We start from the raw sequence: 19,799 nt of genomic DNA, 5'->3' as shown, positions 1-19,799 counted from the left end.
TCGTGACGACATATCTTTACGGCGACCGGGGATCGACGCAGGCCGTCGCCGCATGGAAGGACGCCGAGGCGGCGGGCGTCGCGATCGACCAGGCGATCCTGCGCCGCCCGATTCAGGGCCGCGCGAGACTCCTCCGCCTGCACGACAATCTGGCCCCGGGCGACACGCTCGTCATCGACGAGCTCGGCGCGCTCGGCGAGACCTATCAGGAGATTGTCGACGCCGTTCGCGAGCTCATGCGGCGCAAGGTTCTGTTGCGCTCCATGGAGGACAATCTGATTTTCGACGGGCTGGCCGTCAGGCCGGGCGAACAGGCCTCGCGCGACGCGCTCATCGCCTATGTCGCCGCGACGGCGATGGACAAGAAGGCCGCGCGGCGGGCGGCGCAAACCCGCCAGGCGATGCTGGCGGAGAAACCGCCGGAGCAATGGGAGGAACAGGCCGGCCGCCTGCAGTTCCGGGTCATCGCCGGCCAGCTCGCCGCCTTCGCCGTCGCGATCTATCTGCTCGGCGGCCTGCTCCCCGCGTCGCATCGGCGCGAGGCGCCCAGGCTCGGCTCGGAAGCGCTTCAGGCGAGACAGAGCCGAGCGGCGAGCCCGCTAACGCCGCCGCGATCGATGCAGGGGCAAAGCGTAACGATCGCCCGACCCGCGCCGGCGTTGGGGCGCGACCAGGCTTCCGCCGCCGCGAGCGATCGCAACCGGAGCGGGCCGGCGCCGCTGGGCCTGTCGCAGGCGCAGGCGCGCCAAGCCTATGCGACGGTCGCCAATTGGCGCTCGGCGCGTCTCGACAGCCCCGGCTTCAACGCGGAGATTGGAGCGCAGGCCCCGCCCCAGGCCCATCTCGCGATTTTTCCGCGCCGGCTCGTGGCGCGGCTGCCGGCCCTGCGCGGCTATAAATTCGTGGTCGCCGGCCAGCGCGTCGCCGTCGTCGATCCGGCGACGCGCAAGGTCGTCGCCGTGGTGAATCAGTAAGCGCCGCATCCCGGCGCATGCCCGCCTTGAGCTGAAGACTTCGGCTTTCGCCGCCTCTTCCCATATGATAGCTCGTGTCTCGTCCGGCGGCGCGCCTGCGCGGGACGTTCTCGTCTGGATAGGCGCCGGGAGGCCGCGCTCGGGCCTCGAGAGAGACATGCTCTCGAACAAAGCAAAGTATGGTCTGAAGGCGCTGATTCATCTCGCCGCGGCGGACGACAAATGCCTTGCCGGCGACATCGCGGCGGCGAACAACATCCCCAGGAAGTTCCTGGACGCGATTCTGGTGGAATTGCGCAATGCGGGGATTCTCAACAGCCGCAAGGGCAAGGGCGGCGGCTATCAGCTCGCCCGCCCGGCCGAGAAGGTCACCGTCGGCCAGATCATCCGCATCCTCGACGGCCCGCTCGCGCCGATCGCCTGCGCGAGCCGCACCGCCTATCAGCGCTGCGCGGATTGTCCGGACGAGGACGCCTGCGCGATACGCGACATCATGCTGGACGTGCGGGAATCGATCGCGCTCATTCTCGATCGCACGAGCATCGCTTCGCTGCGCAATCGCGGCGGCCGCGACTCCCGGCTATTGCGGTAAGGCCTATCGGCCGGGCGGGACGGCGAGCTTGCGCTGCAATTCCTTAACCGATCGCGCCTCAAATCCTCTTTCCATCAAGAAAATTAAGGCTTTGACAACAGGCGGAATGCGCGCGTCTGGAGATGGCGCCCGTGCTGGGCTATCGTCTTCGCCGCGGCGTTTGCCGCTTGGGAGAGAAGCCAATGAGAAAGCTGCTGACGATTTGCATCATCCAATTTGCCTTGCTGGCGGGATCGCTTCCGCTCCCCGCCAATGCGCACACGATCGACCTGCTTCCCGGGAGACAGAGCTACACGCCGATCGAGAAGGCCGCCTGCCAGGGCTGGGGGCGTTGGTGCCCGCCCGGATTTGTCAGGGCTTGCGGACCCTATCGCTGCTGGTGCCGCCCCTGTCGGTAGATGAAGGAAACGCCCCGCCGGTCGGCGGGGCGTTTCGGACGCGGCGTTTCCGGCCGGCGTCAGTCCGGCGCCGTGGCCTTGATCGTTCCGCCGACGACGTTCGCGCCGTTGTCGACAATGCTGTTGGTCTTGTTCGAATAGACGGCGCTGGCCGAGATCGACACGCCCGTTCCGTTCCCGGCGACGGTCGAATTGGACAGCCGCACATTGCCGCGATTGGAAATCACGCCGATCCCATTGCCGTTGACGCGCACGCCGACGAGATTGAGCGTCGGCGTCGGCGCGCCGGGCGCCGAGGTCGACAGAAAGCCGTTCGACGTCCCCGTCGCGACGCTGTCCGTCACGACCCCGTAGATCGGGCTGCCCGCCGCCGCATTTTTCCCGGAGAGCTCGAAGCCATTTTGAAGATTGGTTAAGCGAATGTTCTGGAAGGAGCCGGCGAAGCCGCCCGCCGGAAGGATCGTCACGCCATTGCCGCCAATGTCCGACACGGAGACATGCGACATGAGGATTTTTCCCCAGTTCGGCGGCGTGGCGTAGACGCCGTTAGATTTGAACCGGCGGATGACGCAGTCGATCATCTGCAGCGAGCCGGCGGACTGCATATAGACCCCGGTCACGGCCGCCCAGGCCCCTTCGATTTCGAGGCCTTTCAAGACGATCACGTCGGAGGCGGCGGCGTTGATCCAGATGGCGTTGGCGTTCGGCGCCGGCTGCGTCAGGCTCGCGACGCCCGCGCCCTGATTGACGACGGTCAGCGCCTTGGCGATCTTCAGCGGGCCATATTCGCCCGCGCCCGCGATCACGATCTCGCCGCCCGGATTGATGATGCCGTCATGCACATATTGGAGGGTCCTGCAGGGCGCCGTCGCCGCGCCGCAGGAGGCGGAATCCACGCCGGAGCCCGAGACGAAAGCGCGGCTGACGAGCGCGGAAGCGGGCGGCGCCCCGAGCAAGGCGCCGAAGAGGACGACAAAGGCGGGAAAGCGAGCAATCTGAGCCACGGGCGCGTCAACTCCATCTGACCGCGCAGAGCGCGGCTTCGCCAAAGCAGATCGCCGTCTTACGGAACAGGATTTCCAATTGCGTAAAAATCCGGCGCTCTCCGCGCGCTATCGCGGATAAATTTACCCGGGCGCGCCCGGGTCAGGTTGAAGAAAAAAGGCTCCCGTCGACTATGCCCACCCAGGCAATCGTCCCCCTGCGAGGCCCCTGATGACTTTCTCTCTGATGATCCATGGCGGCGCGGGCGCGATCCGCGCGCCGGAGCGCTTCGCCGCTTCTCTGCGGCGCATCGTCGAGGCGGGCGCCGGCATGCTTGCCGACGGCGCGGGCGCGCTCGACGTCGTCGCGCGCTGCGTCTCCATGCTCGAAGACGATCCCCTCTACAATGCCGGCCGCGGCGCGGTTCTGAACGCCGAGGGCGCCGCCTTTTGCGACGCTTCCATCATGGACGGGCGCAACCTCTCGGCGGGGGCCGTCGCCGGCGTGCGAGGCGTGCGCAATCCGGTGCTTCTAGCGCGGACCGTGATGGAGAAGACGCCCCATGTGTTCATGATCGGCTCCGGGGCCGAGCGGCTCGGGCGGGAATATGGGCTCGACTTCGAGGATGAAAGCTACTTCGTCACGCCCGACCGGCTCGCCCAACTCGCCCGCGCCAGGGCGCGCCATGAGACGACTCTCGATCACGCGCCGGCCGCGCATGGCAAGCTCGGCACCGTCGGAGCCGTGGCGCGCGACCGCGCGGGCGATCTCGCCGCGGCGACCTCCACGGGCGGGCTCGTCAACCAGATGAGCGGGCGCGTCGGCGATTCGCCCGTGATCGGCGCCGGCGTCTACGCCGACAACGCCTCCTGCGCCGTTTCCTGCACCGGCGTAGGAGAGCAATTCCTCCGCACCACGCTCGCGCGCATGGCCGCCTTCTACGCCGAAAGCCAAGGCATGGCGGCGGAGGAGGCCGCCAAGGCGGCGATCGCCTATCTCGAACGCAAGGTGCAGGGCTCGGGCGGGCTCATCGTCGTCGACCGCGACGCGCGTTGCGGCGCCGCCTATTCCACCCCCGGCATGCTGACGGCCTCGGCCCGCAACGGACGCATCGAGATCGGCGCGGCGTGAGCGCCCGTTTACGGCGCAGTTGCCCTGACCGGCGCAATGCGCGACAAAGCGCTACGCTTTCCCGCTCGGAGGTGCATGTGGATCAGTGGATTGCTCATATCGCCCAATCGGTCGGGACAAGCCCCGCCGTGGCGCGCCTCGCGGTCGGACATGTCTTCGGCTTCCTTCTGAAACGCCACCCCGGGCCCGCCGACGAACTGATCGACAGGATTCCCGGCTCACGGCAGGCCATCGCCGACGCGGCGGCGGCGCCGCGCAAGAAGAGCCTGCTGGGCGGCGTATTGGGCGGCGTCGGCGGCATGATGGGCGGCTCCAGGGGCGACATGCTGGCGCTCACCTCCGATCTGACCGCGCTCGGTCTGTCCGCAGACCAATTGAAGCGGCTGGCCCATGAAATTTTCGGCGGCGCGGAACTCGTCATCGGCAAGGAAAAGCTTCGCGTGATGACGGATCCGATTCCGGGCCTCTCGGGCTTCCTCTGGCCCAACGGATAAAAAGAGGCCGCGGCGTTTCGCGGCCTCAGACGGCTGACAAAGCCGCGCCGGCCCCTCCTGTTTCGAGACGCCTGCTTCGCAGGCTCTCAGCCTGAGGAACCCTCTTACGCGTCAGACGACCGCCGCGCCTCCTTCCGAGGCGCTCGCGGTCAATTGTAATAGGCGACGCAGGCGCGGTTGCCGTAATAATCCCAGCCCCATTTGGCGCAGCGCTGCGGCGGGGCCGTGGCGGCGCCCACGACGGCGCCGGACGCCGCGCCGATGGCGGCGCCCGCCAACGTGCCGCCAGCGCGTCCGCCCGAGGCCAGCGCGCCAATGCCCGCGCCGCCAAGACCGCCGATCACGGCGCCGCCGGCGGCGCGCTCGCCGGGCGAATTGCAGCCAGCCAACGGCGCCGCGCAAGCGATCGCCGTCGTCAGCAGCAGAACTTTCTTCATAATTGTCTCCTTTCGGGGTGATGACGCGCTCGGGCCCCACGCGGGCGGCCTCGCATCGTCTTCTCACGCAACGCCCGGAACCCGCCGCGCCGCCGTCACGATCTTCCGACGAGGCGGCGCGAGGATACGCGCCAGATTGCCCCTCTGGCGCCGGCCAAGTCTAAAGAACGCCTCCGCCGGTCGCTGTCGTAAAAATACAACAGGCGGAAAGTTTGGCGGGAGCGAGCGCCGTGAAGCCGCCGCAACTTCGCCGTCACCGCGTATATTTTGCCTTTGCGCGCAGCGGCGGAGATCCGGCCGGCCTTTGCTTGGCGGGCCTTGGGCTCCGGGGCCAAATTTGCTAGCAGCGACGCGTGCAACGCTTATGAGGGGAATCGCCGATGGTCGCCGCCGCCCGCGCCGAGGAATTTCGCCGCCGCCTGGACGCGGCCGCCGACGCGACGGAATCCGCGCTCGACGCCCTGCTCGCCGCGACCGCCCTTCCGGGCGAGATTATCCGTCCCGCGCGGCTGCTTGAGGCGATGCGCTACTCGGCGCTCGGCGGCGGCAAGCGGCTGCGGCCCTTTCTCGTCATCGAAAGCGCGCGCCTGTTCGGCGTCGAGGGCGAGAGCGCGATCCGCACCGCCTGTGCGCTGGAGATGATCCATTGCTATTCCCTCGTCCATGACGATCTGCCGGCGATGGACGACGACGATTTGCGGCGCGGCCGGCCCACGGCGCACAGGGCCTTCGACGAGGCGACCGCCATCCTCTCCGGCGACGGGCTTCTCACCTATGCTTTCGACGTCGTCGCCGACCCGGCGACGCATCCGGACGGCAATCTGCGCGCCGCGCTCGTGCTCGCCCTCGCCCGCGCCGCGGGTCTCGGCGGCATGGTCGGCGGACAGGCGCTCGATCTCGCGGCGGAAACCGCCGCGACGCCGCTGACGATCGACGAGACTCTGCAAATGCAGGCGATGAAGACCGGCGCTCTGCTGCGCTTCGCGGTCGAGGCCGGCGGCGTCCTTGGCGGCGCGGCGCCGGCGCAGGCCGCCGCCTTGCAGCGCTACGGCAAGGCGCTCGGCGCCGCCTTCCAGGTCGCCGACGACATTCTCGACGCCGAGGGCGACACGGCCGCGCTCGGCAAGCGGGCCGGCAAGGACGCGGAGCGCGGCAAGGCGACGCTCGTCGGCCTTCTCGGTCTCGACGGCGCCAAGGCGCGCTGTGAGGCGCTCGTTCAGGAGGCGACGGCCGCGTTGCTCGATACAGGGCTCGGCGAAAAGACCGGCGTCCTCGCCGAAGCGGCGCGCTTCGTCGCGGCGCGACGGAGCTAGAGCGCGATGCGAAAAAGCAGAAGCCGGCTTTTCACGTGAGGCGCGCGTTGTCTGCGTTTTAGGCGTTTCCCCTAAACGCGGAGCGATCCAGGAGGAGATATGAGCGACGAGCGCGCAGCGAGAACGGAACGCTGGCGCGTCCTCGCGCCCCTTCGAATCCTGCAGGCGCGTCCGCAACTTCTCGCCAGCATCGCGTTGGGAGCCGCCATCGCCTGGTTTCTGCCCGCCGGCATGTATCCCGCGCCGCGCGCGCTCATCGCCTGGAACGGAGCCGTTCTCTTCTATTTCGTGCTCGCCGCGATCCTGCATGCGGACGCGACGCATGAATCGATCCGCGCCGGCGCCAAGCGTCTCGATGAAGGCCGCGCCGCAATTCTGCTGCTGACGACAGGCGCCACGATCGCCTCCTTCGCCGCGATCGTGATGCAGCTCGGCGACGTCAAGGACGCGCATGGCTGGGAAAAGGCGATCGGTCTCGGCCTGACCTTTATCACGGTCTTCAATTCCTGGACGCTGCTGCATCTCTCCTTCGGCTTCCATTACGCGCATGAATATTACACGGAGGAAGAGCGGGAGCCGTTTCAACCGCCGCAGGCGCGCGGCGGGCTGCATTTTCCGAACACGGATAATCCGCAATATCTCGACTTCATGTATTATTCCTTCGTCATCGGCGTCGCGATGCAGACGGCGGATGTCGAAACCTGCTCTTCCACGATGCGCGCCATCTCGCTCCTTCATGGCGTCGTCGCCTTTTTCTTCAACACCACGATCATCGCCTTGATGGTGAACATTTCGAGCCAGTTCGTCTGATGCTCCACGCGCCTAAAATCGGCCTCGACGACAAGGCGCGCATCCGCGCCATTCTCGTGGGCTCGATCGGCAATCTCGTCGAATGGTACGATTTCTACGTCTACTCGGCCTTCTCGCTCTATTTCGCCGACGCTTTCTTCCCTGGCGACGACCCGGTGGCGCAGATGCTGTCGGCCTCGGGCGTTTTCGCGCTCGGCTTCTTCATGCGCCCCATCGGCGCCTACGCCCTCGGGCGCATCGGCGATGGCCGGGGCCGCCGCGCGGCGCTGATGCTTTCCGTGCTGCTGATGTGCGCGGGGTCGCTCATCATCGCGCTTGTCCCGACCTATTCGACAATCGGCGCGGCAGCGCCCGCTCTGTTGCTATTCGCGCGCCTTGTGCAGGGCGCGAGTCTCGGCGGCGAATACGGGTCGAGCGCGACCTATCTCGCCGAGACCGCGACGCCGGAGCGTCGCGGATTCTATTCGAGCTTCCAATATGTGACGATGATCGCGGGACAGCTCCTCGCGCTCGTCGTGCTGCTCGCGCTGCAAAATCTGTTGCTCGACGACAAGTCGCTTCGCGACTGGGGCTGGCGCATACCCTTCGCGATCGGCGCCCTGCTCGCCGTCGTCGCGCTGATCATGCGCCGCGATCTCGCGGAGACGACCGCCTTCCGGGAATCGATGAAGGAAGCGCGGCGCGGCGCGCTCCGCGCCCTTCTCGACCACAAAAGCGAGACCGCGACGGTCGTGGGGCTGACATTGGGCGGCACCGTCGCCTTCTATGTCTATACGACCTACATGCAGAAATTCCTGAAGCTCTCGGCGGGGCTGACCGCGTCGCAGACGACGTGGATTTCGGCGGGCTCCCTGCTTTTCGCGCTGATCCTGCAACCGCTCTATGGCGCGCTGTCCGATCGCATCGGCCGTCGCCCGATGCTGATCGCCTTCGGCCTGCTTGGGACGCTCTTCACGGTCCCGCTGCTGTCGGCGATCGAGCAGGCGCGCGACGCCTGGACCGCCTTCACGCTGGTCTGCGCCGCCTGGCTCATCGTCGCGCTTTACACGTCGATCAACGCGGTCGTGAAAGCGGAGCTCTTCCCCGCCGCCATCCGCGTGACCGGCGTGGCGCTCCCCTATGCGGCGACGGTGTCCGTCTTCGGCGGCTCAGCGGAATATGTGGCGCTGTGGTTCAAGTCGCAGGGCGTCGAGAGCTGGTTCTATTGGTATGCGAGCGCGGCGATCTTCGTGTCGCTGATCGTATACGCGACGATGCCGGAGACGAAGGAAGCGTCGCGGATCGACCGCGCCTAGCTCGCAGCCGGCTCAACGCCGAGGTCGGTCAATCTTACCGCAAGTTCCGGGGCCAGCATCGGCGTGACGCGCGTCTCCGTTGGATGCTCGACAACTTCCGCATAGCCCTGCGCGCCCAATTTGCGATGAATCCATGTCGTCGCGCGCTTCGCGTCGATGACCCAGACTTCGCGGACGCCGTATGCGGCATAAACGCCGATCTTGCGGCCCTTGTCGTAGTTCAGGCTCGAATCCGCCACTTCGACGGCGAGCAAAACCGCGGCGCCGTCGAGCGCCGCCAAATCCAAGCCGCGCCGGAAGACGCAAAAGTCGGGTTCAAGAAAAGTGTGGCTGTCGAGACGCAACGTCGTCTCCGGCGCAACGGCCAAATTGTCGGGCGCCGCGCGCTGGAAAAAGCGATTCAGTTCAATCTTGATCCATTCGTGCCTTGCGCCCTTCGGCGACATCGGGACCACCTCGCCGCCGATAAGTTCGAAGCGCTCATCCTCGTCTAAAATGCCGACGCGGACCATCTCCTCAATCTCGGCCACGCTGAAGCACCGCCGAGGCATGCCGTCGGCGGCCTGTGTGACCAGCGGAAGATTATCGGGTCTCAAATGCGTGTTCATCGCGACCCTAACATTATCCCGCGCGACGGCGCGGGATCAATTGTCCAGGAAGCTCCTGAGCTTCCGGCTCCGCGACGGATGCTTCAGCTTCCTCAACGCCTTCGCCTCGATCTGGCGGATGCGTTCGCGGGTCACCGAGAATTGCTGGCCGACCTCTTCGAGCGTGTGGTCGGTGTTCATGCCGATGCCGAAGCGCATGCGCAGAACGCGCTCCTCGCGCGGGGTCAGCGAGGCGAGCACGCGGGTCGTCGTCTCGCGCAGATTCGACTGGATCGCCGCCTCGATCGGCAGCACGGCGTTCTTGTCCTCGATGAAATCGCCGAGATGCGAATCCTCCTCGTCGCCGATCGGCGTCTCGAGCGAGATCGGCTCCTTGGCGATCTTGAGCACCTTGCGCACTTTTTCGAGCGGCATGGCGAGCTTCTCGGCAAGCTCCTCCGGCGTCGGCTCGCGGCCGATCTCATGCAGCATCTGGCGCGAGGTGCGCACGATCTTGTTGATCGTCTCGATCATGTGCACGGGAATGCGGATCGTGCGCGCCTGATCGGCGATCGAGCGCGTGATCGCCTGCCGGATCCACCAGGTCGCGTAGGTCGAGAATTTATAGCCGCGGCGATATTCGAACTTATCGACCGCCTTCATCAGGCCGATATTGCCTTCCTGAATGAGATCGAGGAATTGCAGACCGCGATTGGTGTATTTCTTGGCGATGGAGATGACGAGGCGCAGATTCGCCTCGACCATTTCCTTCTTCGCCTGACGCGCTTCCCGCTCGCCCTTCTGCACCATGTGCACGATCTTGCGGAACTCGGAAATCTCCAAGCCCGTTTCGGTCGCGAGCGCGTGGATCTCGGCGCGCAGATCCTTGATGCGGTCCTTCTCCTCCGCGACGAATTCCTTCCAGCCCCTGGAGCGAAGCTGCGCGACGCGCATCACCCATTTGGGGTCGAGCTCGGAGCCGTGGAACTTGTCGATGAAGTCCTCGCGCGCGACGCCATGGCTGTCGGCGAGACGCAAGAGCTTCGTCTCATAGCCGATCAGGCGCTTGTTGATGTCGTAGAGCTGCTCGACCAGCGCCTCGATGCGGTTCTGGTTCAGCGAAAGCGACTTGACGTCGGCGACGATCTCTTTCTTGAGCTGCTTGTATTTGCGCTCCTGAGCGGGCGTCAGCGTCTCGTTTCTGAGCTTGTTCTCGACATTCTGGTCCTGGAGGCGGCGCAGCTTCTTATAGGCGTCCGCGACGCGGGCGAAGGTCTCGAGCACCTTCGGCTTGAGCTCCGCCTCCATGGCGGAAAGCGACACGGAATTCTCCATGTCGTCTTCCTCCTCGAAGGTCTCCTCGGGGGCAGCGCCTTCGGCGATGCCGGCGGGAGGCGTGCGCGGCGCGGTGGCCGGAGCCATTTCCGCGCCCTCTTCCGAGGCCGTCTTGGCCGCCGCCTTGCCGTCCGGCCCGGCATAGGTCGCCTCGAGATCGATGATGTCGCGCAGCAGGACCTTTCCGGCTTCGAGCTCCTCGCGCCAGATGATAATGGCCTGGAAGGTCAGCGGGCTCTCGCAGAGACCGGCGATCATCGCCTCGCGGCCGGCCTCGATGCGCTTGGCGATGGCGATTTCGCCCTCGCGCGACAGCAGCTCGACGGAGCCCATTTCACGAAGATACATGCGCACCGGATCGTCGGTGCGGTCCGCGGGCTCGGACGCGCGCGTCGCGACGGCGGTCGAACGGGGGCTCTCGACGAGCTCGCCGCCCTCGGCCTCCTCCTCCTCCGCGCTCTGCTCCTCCTCGACGTCATCCGGATCGTCGCCCTCGGAGACGGTGATGCCCATCTCGGAGAGCATGGCGTAGACATCCTCGATCTGGTCGGAGGAGACCTCCTCGGAGGGCAATACGGCGTTCAATTCGGCATAGGTGACGAAGCCGCGCTTTTTGGCGAGCTTGATCATCCGCTTGACGGCGGCGTCGTTGAGATCGAGAAGCGGGCCGTCCGCGGCGTCCACCGTCGCAGCGCCTTCATTGTCGACCTTGTCTTCGTCTTTCTTCGCCATACACAGCTCCACACGGTCCCCGGCGCGGCGCCTCACGGGGCTGCTAGACCGGGCCTCGCATTTGTCGACAGTCGTCCGGAGACAGCCACCCGGCTCCCCCATTTTCGGCGCGGACCGAAAGCCGCGCCGATTCTCGTCCAACATTCCCCGCCGGGTCTTAACGCCCCGCTAACCACACTCAAATTGCGCGGTAAGTCCAGAAAGTCAAAGCGAACGCGTAGAACGCCCGGAAGAAGCCCCAAAGCCCTCCAGGGCGGCCTCTGCGCCATCTAGCGCGGACAGCTTCGTTTGAATATCCCTTAGCCGCGCTAAATCTTGCTCGCTGGAATTCTCCGCCAAACGGGCTTCGACCACGCGGAGTTCCTTATTTAACTCCCAGCAGCGGCGATGCAAGACTAAAGCCTGACGCAGGCTCTCCGCCGCGTCGGCGGGCGCGGCCTCGGGGCGGACGCTCCAAAGCGCCGCATGAGCGACCATGCCCTCGAGCCGGGAGGCTGCGGCGCCGAGGCCCGCCTCCGCCATCGCCTGGACGAGTTCGGCGCGCTCGCCCCCGCCCGCCTCGGTCCAGCGAATGAGCGCGTCGCGCAAGGCCGAGGCTTCGCTTGACGCGAATTCCAGCGCCGCCACTTCCTCGACCTGTGCGGCGAGCACGTCCGGATGGTTTAAAAGAATGAGGAGAATCAATGCGTCGCGAGGCGCAATGGGCGGCTTCACGCCCCGGAACAGGGGCGAATTGGCCAGCGCCGGACTGATGCGCACCGGCCCGGCCTCGGGGCCGCCGGGGCGGAAGGCGCCGCGCTTGCGGGGCACGAAGTCGCGGCCCCGGCCCGGCGGCGCGGGCCCGCGGCCCAGGAGCCGGGCGAGGCGGTCGCTCAATTCCTGGGCATAATAGCGCCGCAGCGTCTCGTCGCCGATATGCGCGGCGATTTCACGCAGGCGCCGCTCCAGCCCGGCGCGCCGTTCCGGCGTGTCGAGAACCGCGCGTTGCGTCTCGCGCATCCACAGGAGATCGACGAGCGGCAGAGTCTGCTCCAGCGCCTGCTTCACGGCGCCGGGGCCGCCGGCCCGCAGCAATTCGTCAGGGTCATGGCCGTCCGGCAGCAGCACGAAGCGCAGCGTCTTTGCCGGACCGATCAACGGCAGGGCCGTGTCGACGGCGCGGAAAGCCGCCTTGAGCCCCGCCTTGTCGCCGTCGAAGCAGAGAACCGGCTCCTCCGCCATGCGCCATAGCAGGCCGCACTGCTCGGGCGTCAGCGCCGTGCCGAGCGGCGCCACGGCCTGGGGAAAGCCCGCCGCCGTGAGGGCGATGACGTCCATATAGCCCTCGACCGCGATCACCGTTCCGGCGTCATGGGCGGCCTTGCGGGCGTTATGGAGGTTGTAAAGCGTCGCGCCCTTGTGAAAGAGCGGCGTCTCGGGGGAGTTGAGATATTTCGCCTGGGCGTCCGCCTCCATGGCGCGGCCGCCAAAGGCGACGACCCTGCCCGACCGGTCGCAGATCGGGAACATGACGCGGTTGCGGAAGCGGTCATAGGGGACCGGGATGTCCTCGCCATGGATCAGCAGCCCCGCTTCGATCATGGTCTCGACCGTCACGCCTTTGGCGGCGAGATGGTCGCGCAGGGCGTGGCGCTCGGGCGGCGCGTAGCCCAGCCGGAACGTCTCGCGACAAGCGGCGGAGACCTGCCGGCGGTCCAGATAGGCCCGGGCCTCGCGCCCGACGGGGCTTGCGAGCTGCTTGGCGAAAAACTCCGCCGCCCATTCCAGCGCGTCGCCGAGCGTCGCGCGGCGCTCCTCCTCCTCGCGCTGCTCCTTGGTCTCGACCGGCATGGGCAGGCCGGCGAGGGTCGCGAGCCGCTCGACCGCTTCGGGGAAGGTGATGCCTTCCGTCTCCATCAGAAAAGTGAAGCCGTCGCCATGCTTGCCGGAGGAGAAATCGTGGAAGAAGCCCTTCTGGTCGTTGACGTAGAAAGAGGGCGTCTTCTCGGCGTTGAAGGGCGAGAGGCCGCGCCACTCGCGGCCCTGCTTCTTGAGCTTCACCTTCTGACGCACGACCTCGGAAACCGGCACCCGCGCCCGGATGTCATCGAGGAAGGAGGGGGAGAAGCGCATAAAGCGGTTCTAGCACCGCCCTTCCGAATAAAAAAAGGGGCGGTCCGCGCCGCCCCCTTCGGGATCAATTGAAAAGCGCCCCGAAAGGCTCTTTCGCGTCCGGCAGGGTCGTAATGGGCCCGCCGTCGAGATTCAGCGGACCGCCGACGCTGATGCGCACCGCCGGCGGCTCGACCGGCTTGAAGTGCCGGTCCATCACGCCGACGCCGCAGACCGCCGCGGGCGCGACGCCGCCGACGCATTGCTGATAGAGCGCGTCCGTCGGGAGCAGCGAGCCATAGGCATAGGTGATCTGGTCGGACCGCGAATTGAAGATGTTGAAAGCGTCGAGCTGCACGCGCCAGCCGTCGGCCCAGCGATAGCCGAGGCGCGCATTGACCGTGCCCGTGGCGGGAGACTGGAAATAGCCGTCGGGAGTCAACGGGCGCGTGCCGAAATACCGGTATTTCAGACCGCCGAACCAGCCCGTCGCCTCGCCGATCTCCATGCCGCCCATGGCGACGATCGACGGCGCGTTGAAGAGATAGTTGCCCGGCGCGTTGCCGAGATAGGATCCGTAGGGCAGCGCCTCAGGCGTGACCAGGTCGAGATAGCCGAGCCAGGCTTGCTGGTCGACGCCGCGGAAGCGGGCGTGCACCAGCGACACGTCGCCGTCGAACATGAGCCACGACGTCGGCTTGTAGTGATTGGCGATTTCGATGCCGTAGCGGCGGGTCGGACGGCCGAACTCCGTCGTGCCCGCGTCTCCGACGAACTGGTTTTCGGAATCGAGATTGAGCCAGAAGAAGCTGATGCTCGAGTCGAGCCCCTCGACGAATTTGGTGCGCGCGCCGATCTCCGCGCCGCGCGACTTCACCAGCAGCGGGATGCGCGCGACGCCGGCGAAAAAGTCGTCGTCGCCCAGCGCCGTCGTCTCGTAGCGAATGACCGTTCCGCGCGCGTCGGTGGAATGGAAGCCCTCGCCATAATTGAAGAAAAGCTCGGTCTTGTAGAAAGGCCCGACGATGATCGACGCCTTGGGGCTCACGATGGAGGCGCCCTTCGTTCCCTGATTGAACGGCCCCGCCCAGACGAAAGCCGGCAGGCCGTTGCTGTCGAAGACCTTCGGCGCGTCGTAGAGCGACTGCACGTTCGAGACGTTGGCGTTGTAATAGTCGAAGCGGACGCCGCCCACCGTCTTCAGCCAGGGGGTCCAGGCGACGGTGGTGTCGGTCCAGACGCCGATGCTGCCCTCGCCGACGTAATTATTGTTGATGGTGCTGTACATCTGCCGGCGCACGCTTTCCTGCAGGCCGACGCGAATGTCGTCGTAGCGGCTCTGGAAGCCGACGCGGGTCGTGATCGGCAGGCCGAAGCTGTTCCAATTGATCCCGTGCTGGGCGTTGACGCCGAAATAGGTGCGATAGTCGAATTGCCGGAACTGATCGCCCAGATCCTGATGCGTCAGAAAATAAGTGAAGTTGTTGTAGAGTTCGAGCGTCTGCCGAACGGCGTAGCCCTCGACGCGCGAGAACTGATTGCCGTCCACCTGGCTCCATCGCCCGGAAAGCGAGAATCGCGAGGTGGCGCCGCCATCCGTAGCGTCCAGAGTTCCCCAGAGCGATTTCACGCCGCCATAGACGGCGCGCTCGGGAATCTGGTCCGTCGAATACCATTTATTGACGTAACCCATGAAGGTGACGGCCGCGCCGTCCTCTTCCGTGCCGCGCGACCAACGCAGCACGCTGTTGAACTTGCGCAGATTGTCGCCGCGCTCCCAGGGACCGTTATAGTAGTTGAGCTCGACCGCGCCATAGGCCGAGCCGCCGGCGAAATCCTTATAAGGCTGGATCGCGAAGGCGCGGCCATAGCCGAAGCTGCCGCCGGTCAGCCCGAAATAGCCCTTGTCGATCTTGTTGACATATTGAATGTAGACCGAGCCTGCGGAACCGAAGTCGCCGTCCTGCGCGTCATAGGGTCCCTTGCGGGCGAGGACGTATGAGAGCAGCTCCGGGATCAGCATATTGGTGTCCGCATAGCCCTGTCCGTGGCCATGCGTGCGCATGTTGAGCGGCATGCCGTCGAGATAGATCGCGAGATCGGTGCCGTGATCGAGATTGAAGCCGCGCAGGAAATACTGGTTCGCTTTGCCGTCGCCGGAATGCTGGGTGACGATCAGTCCGGGAACGATCTCAAGCGACTCGCTGGGGCGCGAATAGGGATAGGCGGTGACTTCCGCCCCCGTGAAGAATTTTTCGCTCGACGCGGTGATCGGCGGCGGCTTGGGTCCCGACGGCTGGACCGGTTGCGGCGCCGTCTGGAGGATGGGCGTGGATCGTGTCGGCGCGCGCGAAACGCGCGCGGGAGCGGATGCGGCGCGCGCCGGAGAAGGCGCGGCCGGCGCGGCCGTATGGCGTTGGGACTGTCCGCCCACGACGATCGTCGGCAGAGAGGTGAACTGCGCCAGCGCCTGCGAATTCCAGATGGCCACGCCGATCGCGCATAAGGATACGGTGGCGAGGTGACGACGGCTCATAGGGCGCTCCCGCAAGACTTGTGATGTTTTTTCAAATTTGTCTTACGCGTAAGCGGCGCTGTCAATCCGAGGTAAACGAATTGAGGTCGACGTAACTTTTTTGCAACAGAGCGTTAAAAGGCCGTTAACCGTGATGATGCGCGTGGCCGTGCAGGTCCTGGCCGAATTCCCTTCCCGCTTCCTCCGGCTCCGCCGGCACCACCACGAGCTGGCCATAGCGCACGCCGCGCTCGCCGATGAGGTGGCTCGCGAAATGCTCCACCTCCGATTTCGGGCCCTTGAGGAGCGAGACCTCGAGACAGGTCGCTTCGTCGAGATGCACATGCAGGGTCGCGATGGAGAGATCGGCGTGGCTGTGGTGATCGTGAACGAGCTTCTTGGAGAGCTGCCGCGTTTCGTGATCGTAGACATAGACGAGGGCGGCGACGCAATTGCGCGCGCCGTCGTCGGCCTTTGGCTGCTTGAGGAGCCCTGCGCGAACGAGGTCGCGCACGGCCTCGGACCGGTTCTGATGGCCGCCCGCCTCCATATAGCGGTCGAGCGCCGACATCAGCTCGTCGTCGATCGTCACCGTCACGCGCTGCAATGCTGTTGCTCCGGCTTCTGAACCCCAGAGCAACTAGCAGCGACGGCGTTATTTTACAATGCCCAGGCGAACCAGCAGCCAGTACGTCCCGAAGGCGGCGATGACGGCCGAGCAGGCATAGACGAGGCGCGGGCTGCGCTCGCCCTTGTTGAGCAGCCTGTCGGAGCCGATGAGCAAGGGCAGGACCACGAGAACCACGCCGATCTGGCCCGCTTCGACGCCGAGATTGAAGCTCGCGAGCGCCGGCGCGATGGCGCGCTGCGGAACGCCCAGTTCGATCAGACCGCTCGCAAAGCCGAATCCATGGATGAAGCCGAAGGCGAAAGTGTCGCGCCATCGGCCGTCCGTCTTGCGCGTGAAGAAATTCTCGACCGCGACATAGATGATCGACAGGGCTATGGCGATCTCGACTCAGAAGCTCGGCAGATTGACGAGCTGCAGGGCCGCGAGCGACAGCGTGATCGAATGCGAAATGGTGAAGGCGGTGACGATCTTCACGACGGGCCAGACGCGCGTCGCCCAAAGCACCACGGCGAGAAGGAAACACAGATGATCGTAGCCGGTCATGATGTGCTCGACGCCGGCGGCGAAGAATTTGGGCGCGAGCTCCCAGGGCGAGAGCAAGGGCTTGGACAGATCGACGGGATCGTCGCCGGGAAAAAGCATGACCTGACCCGGCGCGGGCTCGGCGCCGCGCTTTTGCGCCTCGGTAAGCTGCTCGTTCTCTTTCTTGTCGCCGACGCTGAAGAGATGCTTGCCGCGCGCGCCCTGCGCCTTCAGGAGCTTTTCGGGATGGTAGAAAATCCGCCCCGGCGCCTCCGCGCAGTCGAAATGCATGACGATCTTGGCGTCATATGGATTGGTCGGGTCTTCGCCGACGGACCCCACGCGGCTCTTGCAGGCGACGCCGGCTTCATTGCGCAGCTCGACGCGGCGCTGGATGAATTTCCCGATCTCCGCCTCCAGCGCGCCGGGCGGCGAGAGGTCGACGCCGTCGCGCTCGGATTGCGTCTCCTGAAACATGCGCTCGATATCCGTGCCGAGCACGCCGACGTCCACGCGATATCTGCCCTCGCCCTCGGGCGCGACGCGGGCGCTGGAAATGTCCGCGGTATGCGCGGCCGCCGGCGCCGAAAGGCTCAAAGCCGCGACGAGGCACGCTGAAAGAACCGCCAATCTCGAAAACATGAACGCGCGCTCCCTTAGACGCCGTGGGCCGGCGTTCGTGTGAAGCTTCGCGCAATACATCATACCCCCCGCAGCGACAAGCTCTCGCCAGAGAATCAGGCCTGCTTGATCTTGTCCGCCCTCCCGGCCTTTGGCATGGTGCGCGCCAACCAAAACAAAAGGAAACGCCGACGATGACCGGGTTGTGGAGGAGACTGGCCGCCTTTCTGACGTTCTGCGCGGGGCTCGCCCTCGCCGCGCCCGCACAGGCGCACACGCCCGACATTTCGACGGGCAAGATCGCGCCGCAGGCGAACCGAATCTATCTCGTGGACGTCGGCTTTCTGGCCACGGACCTCGAGCGCATGTTTCAGGAGACGATGGACGACCGCGCGGGCGTCGACCTCTCGCCCCCCGGCGTGCTGGAGGAAGAGATCGGCAAATTCGTCGCCAGGCGCGTCGCCATGCGCGACGAGACCGGCCGCGCCTGCATGGCCAAGGTCGAGAAGGCGGGCGAAGATCCGACGAACCAGGACAGCGCCCTGATCGTCATGCGCTTCGATTGCTCGGGCGCCGCCGGCAAGGTTTTCTACGACGCGACCAGGCTCCTCGCGGCGCAGGGCTCCAAGGGCAAGCATCTCGTCACCCTGCTCGGCGAGAACGCCGGCGAGACCATGCTCTATCCGCAAAACCCGCCGCTCGATCTCGCCCAGCCCATGGAGACGACGGCCCAGCTCATGGGGAAATTCTTCGAGGCGGGCGTCGAGCATATCGTCACGGGCTACGATCACCTCTGCTTCCTCTTCGCGCTCATCCTCTGGGCGACGCGCGTCTGGCCGGTGGTGAAGATCGTCACCGCCTTCACCATTTCGCATTCGATCACGCTGTCGCTCGCCGCGCTCAACATCTTCACCCTGCCCTCGACGCTGACCGAGGCGCTCATCGCGGCCTCAATCGTCTTCGTCGCGGTCGAGAACTATTTCTCCCGCAACGTCGACAATCGCTGGCGCAACACTTTCCTCTTCGGCTTCATCCACGGCTTCGGCTTCGCCTCGGCGTTGACCGAGATGGGCGTGCCGCAGGGCGGCGTCGTGCCGGCGCTCGCGGCCTTCAATATCGGCGTCGAAGCGGGCCAGATCGCCATCGTCTTCGCCGTGATGCCGATCCTCTTCGCGATCGACAGGGCGGCGGGCGGCGCGCGCAGCGAGAAGCTGGTCTATGTCCTCTCCGGGCTGATCGCGCTCGCCGGCTCATTCTGGTTCCTGCAGCGCATCGGAGTCATCCCCGGGGCGTGACGGGGCGCGCGCCGGCTCGCTCTCCCCGGGCCGCCGGGCGGGGGAGAGCCTATTCGCCCTTGAATTTCGGCGCGCGCTTTTCGAGGAACGCGGCCCGCCCCTCCAGATAGTCGGCGCTGTCGAAGCAGGCTTGGGCGAGCGCCTCGCATTCTTCCCGCGCCGGCGCGCCGGGGAGCTGCGCGGCGGCGCGGATCGCGGCCTTGGCGGCGCGCAGGGTGAGCGGCGCGTTGGCGGCGATGGTCTCGGCGAGGTCGTCGACGCCGCCCTCGAAGCTCTCCAGCTCGAAAATGCGGGAGAGGAAGCCGATCTCGAGCGCCTCCTTCGCGGTGACCCGGCGCGCCGTGTAGAACATCTCCATGGCCCGCTGCGCGCCGACCGCCGCCACGACGAAGCGCATGGCGGAAGGCGGGTAGCCGACGCCGAGCCGCGCGGCGGGTATGCCGAAGACCGCGCCCTCCTGCGCGACGCGCAGATCGCAGGCGGAAGCAATGCCCATTCCGCCGCCCATGCAGAAGCCGGAAATGGCCGCGATCGTCGGCTTGGAGCAGGCGGAGATGGCCTGGAAGGCCTCGACATTGGCCTCTTCATAAGCGCGTCCGCCCGCGCTCGTCGCGCGCACGGTGGAGAATTCCGAAATATCGGCGCCCGAACAGAAGGGCAGGCCCGGCGCGCCCGAGATGACGGCGACCCGGACCTCCGGGGCGGCGTCGATCGCCGCGAAAAGCGGCGGCAGCGCCCGCCACATGTCGAGATCGAAGGCGTTGCGCTTGGAGCCGTTGTCGATGAGGAGATTCGCGACGCCGAAACCGATTTCGACGCGGAGCTTCGCGGTGGGAGAGGCGATGACCATGCCGCCCTCTTAACATCTCGCGGGACGACGCGAAACGGGACGCGCCTGATTCGCTTGCGCTTCATGTGCATGCGCGGACGCCGCGCGCCCAAATTGCCGCGCGTCAGATTGACACGGCTTTTTCCGCCGCCCGCCGCCGTAACATGAGGCGTTTTCGTCCTATGGCGCCGCTGGTCCGGACCGCGCCGCGCC

The 19,799-nt window shown here is 66.1% G+C and carries 18 protein-coding genes and 1 pseudogene; 9 read left to right on the top strand and 10 right to left on the bottom strand.

The window, feature by feature from the left end; genetic code table 11:
* The first annotated feature begins 2 nt into the window (after positions 1–2).
* The 3 genes from ACV7JP_RS11320 to ACV7JP_RS11310 all read left to right on the top strand — a co-directional run bounded on the left by ACV7JP_RS11320 (position 3) and on the right by ACV7JP_RS11310 (position 1,964).
* Positions 3–974: a hypothetical protein gene (locus ACV7JP_RS11320; RefSeq protein ID WP_457795783.1), complete on the top strand. Its 972-nt coding sequence runs from the start codon at positions 3–5 to the stop codon at positions 972–974.
* 157 nt (positions 975–1,131) lie between these two features.
* Positions 1,132–1,566 (top strand): RrF2 family transcriptional regulator, encoded by a 435-nt coding sequence (locus tag ACV7JP_RS11315; protein ID WP_457795782.1) that lies wholly within the window; start codon positions 1,132–1,134, stop codon positions 1,564–1,566.
* 182 nt (positions 1,567–1,748) lie between these two features.
* On the top strand, positions 1,749–1,964 hold the full coding sequence (locus tag ACV7JP_RS11310) for a hypothetical protein (RefSeq protein ID WP_457795781.1): 216 nt from the start codon (positions 1,749–1,751) through the stop codon (positions 1,962–1,964).
* Positions 1,965–2,023: 59 nt separating this feature from the next.
* Here ACV7JP_RS11310 and ACV7JP_RS11305 read toward each other — a convergent pair whose 3' ends face one another.
* Positions 2,024–2,968 (bottom strand): hypothetical protein, encoded by a 945-nt coding sequence (locus ACV7JP_RS11305; protein WP_457795780.1) that lies wholly within the window; start codon positions 2,966–2,968, stop codon positions 2,024–2,026.
* A gap of 211 nt (positions 2,969–3,179) precedes the next feature.
* On the opposite strand from ACV7JP_RS11305, the gene ACV7JP_RS11300 reads away from it, so the two are divergent.
* Together ACV7JP_RS11300 and ACV7JP_RS11295 are read left to right on the top strand one after the other, a co-directional pair.
* A complete protein-coding gene (locus ACV7JP_RS11300; RefSeq protein WP_457795779.1) occupies positions 3,180–4,079 on the top strand; it encodes an isoaspartyl peptidase/L-asparaginase family protein in 900 nt (299 codons plus the stop codon).
* A 77-nt stretch (positions 4,080–4,156) separates the two neighbouring features.
* Positions 4,157–4,573, top strand: a complete 417-nt coding sequence (locus ACV7JP_RS11295) for a DUF2267 domain-containing protein (RefSeq protein ID WP_457795778.1) — start codon at positions 4,157–4,159, stop codon at positions 4,571–4,573.
* Positions 4,574–4,722: 149 nt separating this feature from the next.
* Here the strand turns inward: ACV7JP_RS11295 and ACV7JP_RS11290 are convergent, their stop codons facing one another.
* Positions 4,723–5,010 (bottom strand): hypothetical protein, encoded by a 288-nt coding sequence (locus ACV7JP_RS11290; protein WP_457795777.1) that lies wholly within the window; start codon positions 5,008–5,010, stop codon positions 4,723–4,725.
* Between the two features lie 380 nt (positions 5,011–5,390).
* On the opposite strand from ACV7JP_RS11290, the gene ACV7JP_RS11285 reads away from it, so the two are divergent.
* The 3 genes from ACV7JP_RS11285 to ACV7JP_RS11275 all read left to right on the top strand — a co-directional run bounded on the left by ACV7JP_RS11285 (position 5,391) and on the right by ACV7JP_RS11275 (position 8,428).
* Positions 5,391–6,323 carry a polyprenyl synthetase family protein gene (locus tag ACV7JP_RS11285; RefSeq protein WP_457795776.1) on the top strand — a complete coding sequence of 311 codons (933 nt, stop codon included), beginning with the start codon at positions 5,391–5,393 and terminating at the stop codon, positions 6,321–6,323.
* 99 nt (positions 6,324–6,422) lie between these two features.
* The gene (locus tag ACV7JP_RS11280; RefSeq protein WP_457795775.1) at positions 6,423–7,133 is read left to right on the top strand and encodes a DUF1345 domain-containing protein; all 711 of its coding nucleotides are present in this window, start codon (positions 6,423–6,425) and stop codon (positions 7,131–7,133) included.
* The gene (locus tag ACV7JP_RS11275) at positions 7,133–8,428 is read left to right on the top strand and encodes an MFS transporter (RefSeq protein WP_457795774.1); all 1,296 of its coding nucleotides are present in this window, start codon (positions 7,133–7,135) and stop codon (positions 8,426–8,428) included. Before ACV7JP_RS11280 ends, ACV7JP_RS11275 begins: the two co-directional genes overlap by 1 nt.
* Here ACV7JP_RS11275 and ACV7JP_RS11270 read toward each other — a convergent pair.
* The 7 genes and pseudogenes from ACV7JP_RS11270 to ACV7JP_RS11240 form a co-directional block, all read right to left on the bottom strand.
* Complete coding sequence (locus tag ACV7JP_RS11270) at positions 8,425–8,958, bottom strand: Uma2 family endonuclease (RefSeq protein WP_457795773.1); 534 nt, start codon at positions 8,956–8,958, stop codon at positions 8,425–8,427. The genes ACV7JP_RS11275 and ACV7JP_RS11270 overlap by 4 nt on opposite strands.
* A gap of 114 nt (positions 8,959–9,072) precedes the next feature.
* On the bottom strand, positions 9,073–11,082 hold the full coding sequence (gene rpoD / locus ACV7JP_RS11265; RefSeq protein WP_457795772.1) for an RNA polymerase sigma factor RpoD: 2,010 nt from the start codon (positions 11,080–11,082) through the stop codon (positions 9,073–9,075).
* A 204-nt stretch (positions 11,083–11,286) separates the two neighbouring features.
* Positions 11,287–13,194, bottom strand: coding sequence for a DNA primase (gene dnaG, locus ACV7JP_RS11260; protein ID WP_457795771.1), 1,908 nt, complete (start codon positions 13,192–13,194; stop codon positions 11,287–11,289).
* Between the two features lie 64 nt (positions 13,195–13,258).
* Entirely contained in the window at positions 13,259–15,709 is a 2,451-nt protein-coding gene (locus tag ACV7JP_RS11255; RefSeq protein WP_457795770.1) for a TonB-dependent receptor, read from the bottom strand.
* Positions 15,710–15,833: 124 nt separating this feature from the next.
* Positions 15,834–16,295 carry a nickel-responsive transcriptional regulator NikR gene (gene nikR, locus ACV7JP_RS11250; RefSeq protein ID WP_457795769.1) on the bottom strand — a complete coding sequence of 154 codons (462 nt, stop codon included), beginning with the start codon at positions 16,293–16,295 and terminating at the stop codon, positions 15,834–15,836.
* A gap of 48 nt (positions 16,296–16,343) precedes the next feature.
* Entirely contained in the window at positions 16,344–16,493 is a 150-nt protein-coding gene (locus tag ACV7JP_RS11245; RefSeq protein WP_457799131.1) for a hypothetical protein, read from the bottom strand.
* Positions 16,494–16,523: 30 nt separating this feature from the next.
* Positions 16,524–17,318, bottom strand: a pseudogene (locus ACV7JP_RS11240) (HupE/UreJ family protein); the annotation flags it as partial.
* A gap of 338 nt (positions 17,319–17,656) precedes the next feature.
* Between ACV7JP_RS11240 and ACV7JP_RS11235 the strand changes: the two are divergent.
* Positions 17,657–18,757 carry a HupE/UreJ family protein gene (locus tag ACV7JP_RS11235; protein ID WP_457795768.1) on the top strand — a complete coding sequence of 367 codons (1,101 nt, stop codon included), beginning with the start codon at positions 17,657–17,659 and terminating at the stop codon, positions 18,755–18,757.
* A gap of 49 nt (positions 18,758–18,806) precedes the next feature.
* Here ACV7JP_RS11235 and ACV7JP_RS11230 read toward each other — a convergent pair whose 3' ends face one another.
* Positions 18,807–19,607 carry an enoyl-CoA hydratase gene (locus tag ACV7JP_RS11230; protein WP_457795767.1) on the bottom strand — a complete coding sequence of 267 codons (801 nt, stop codon included), beginning with the start codon at positions 19,605–19,607 and terminating at the stop codon, positions 18,807–18,809.
* Positions 19,608–19,799: the final 192 nt, after the last annotated feature.

This window comes from Methylocystis sp. S23 (assembly GCF_054106005.1).
Note: the sequence above shows the minus strand (reverse complement) of the source record. Positions and strands in the feature narration are given on the sequence as shown.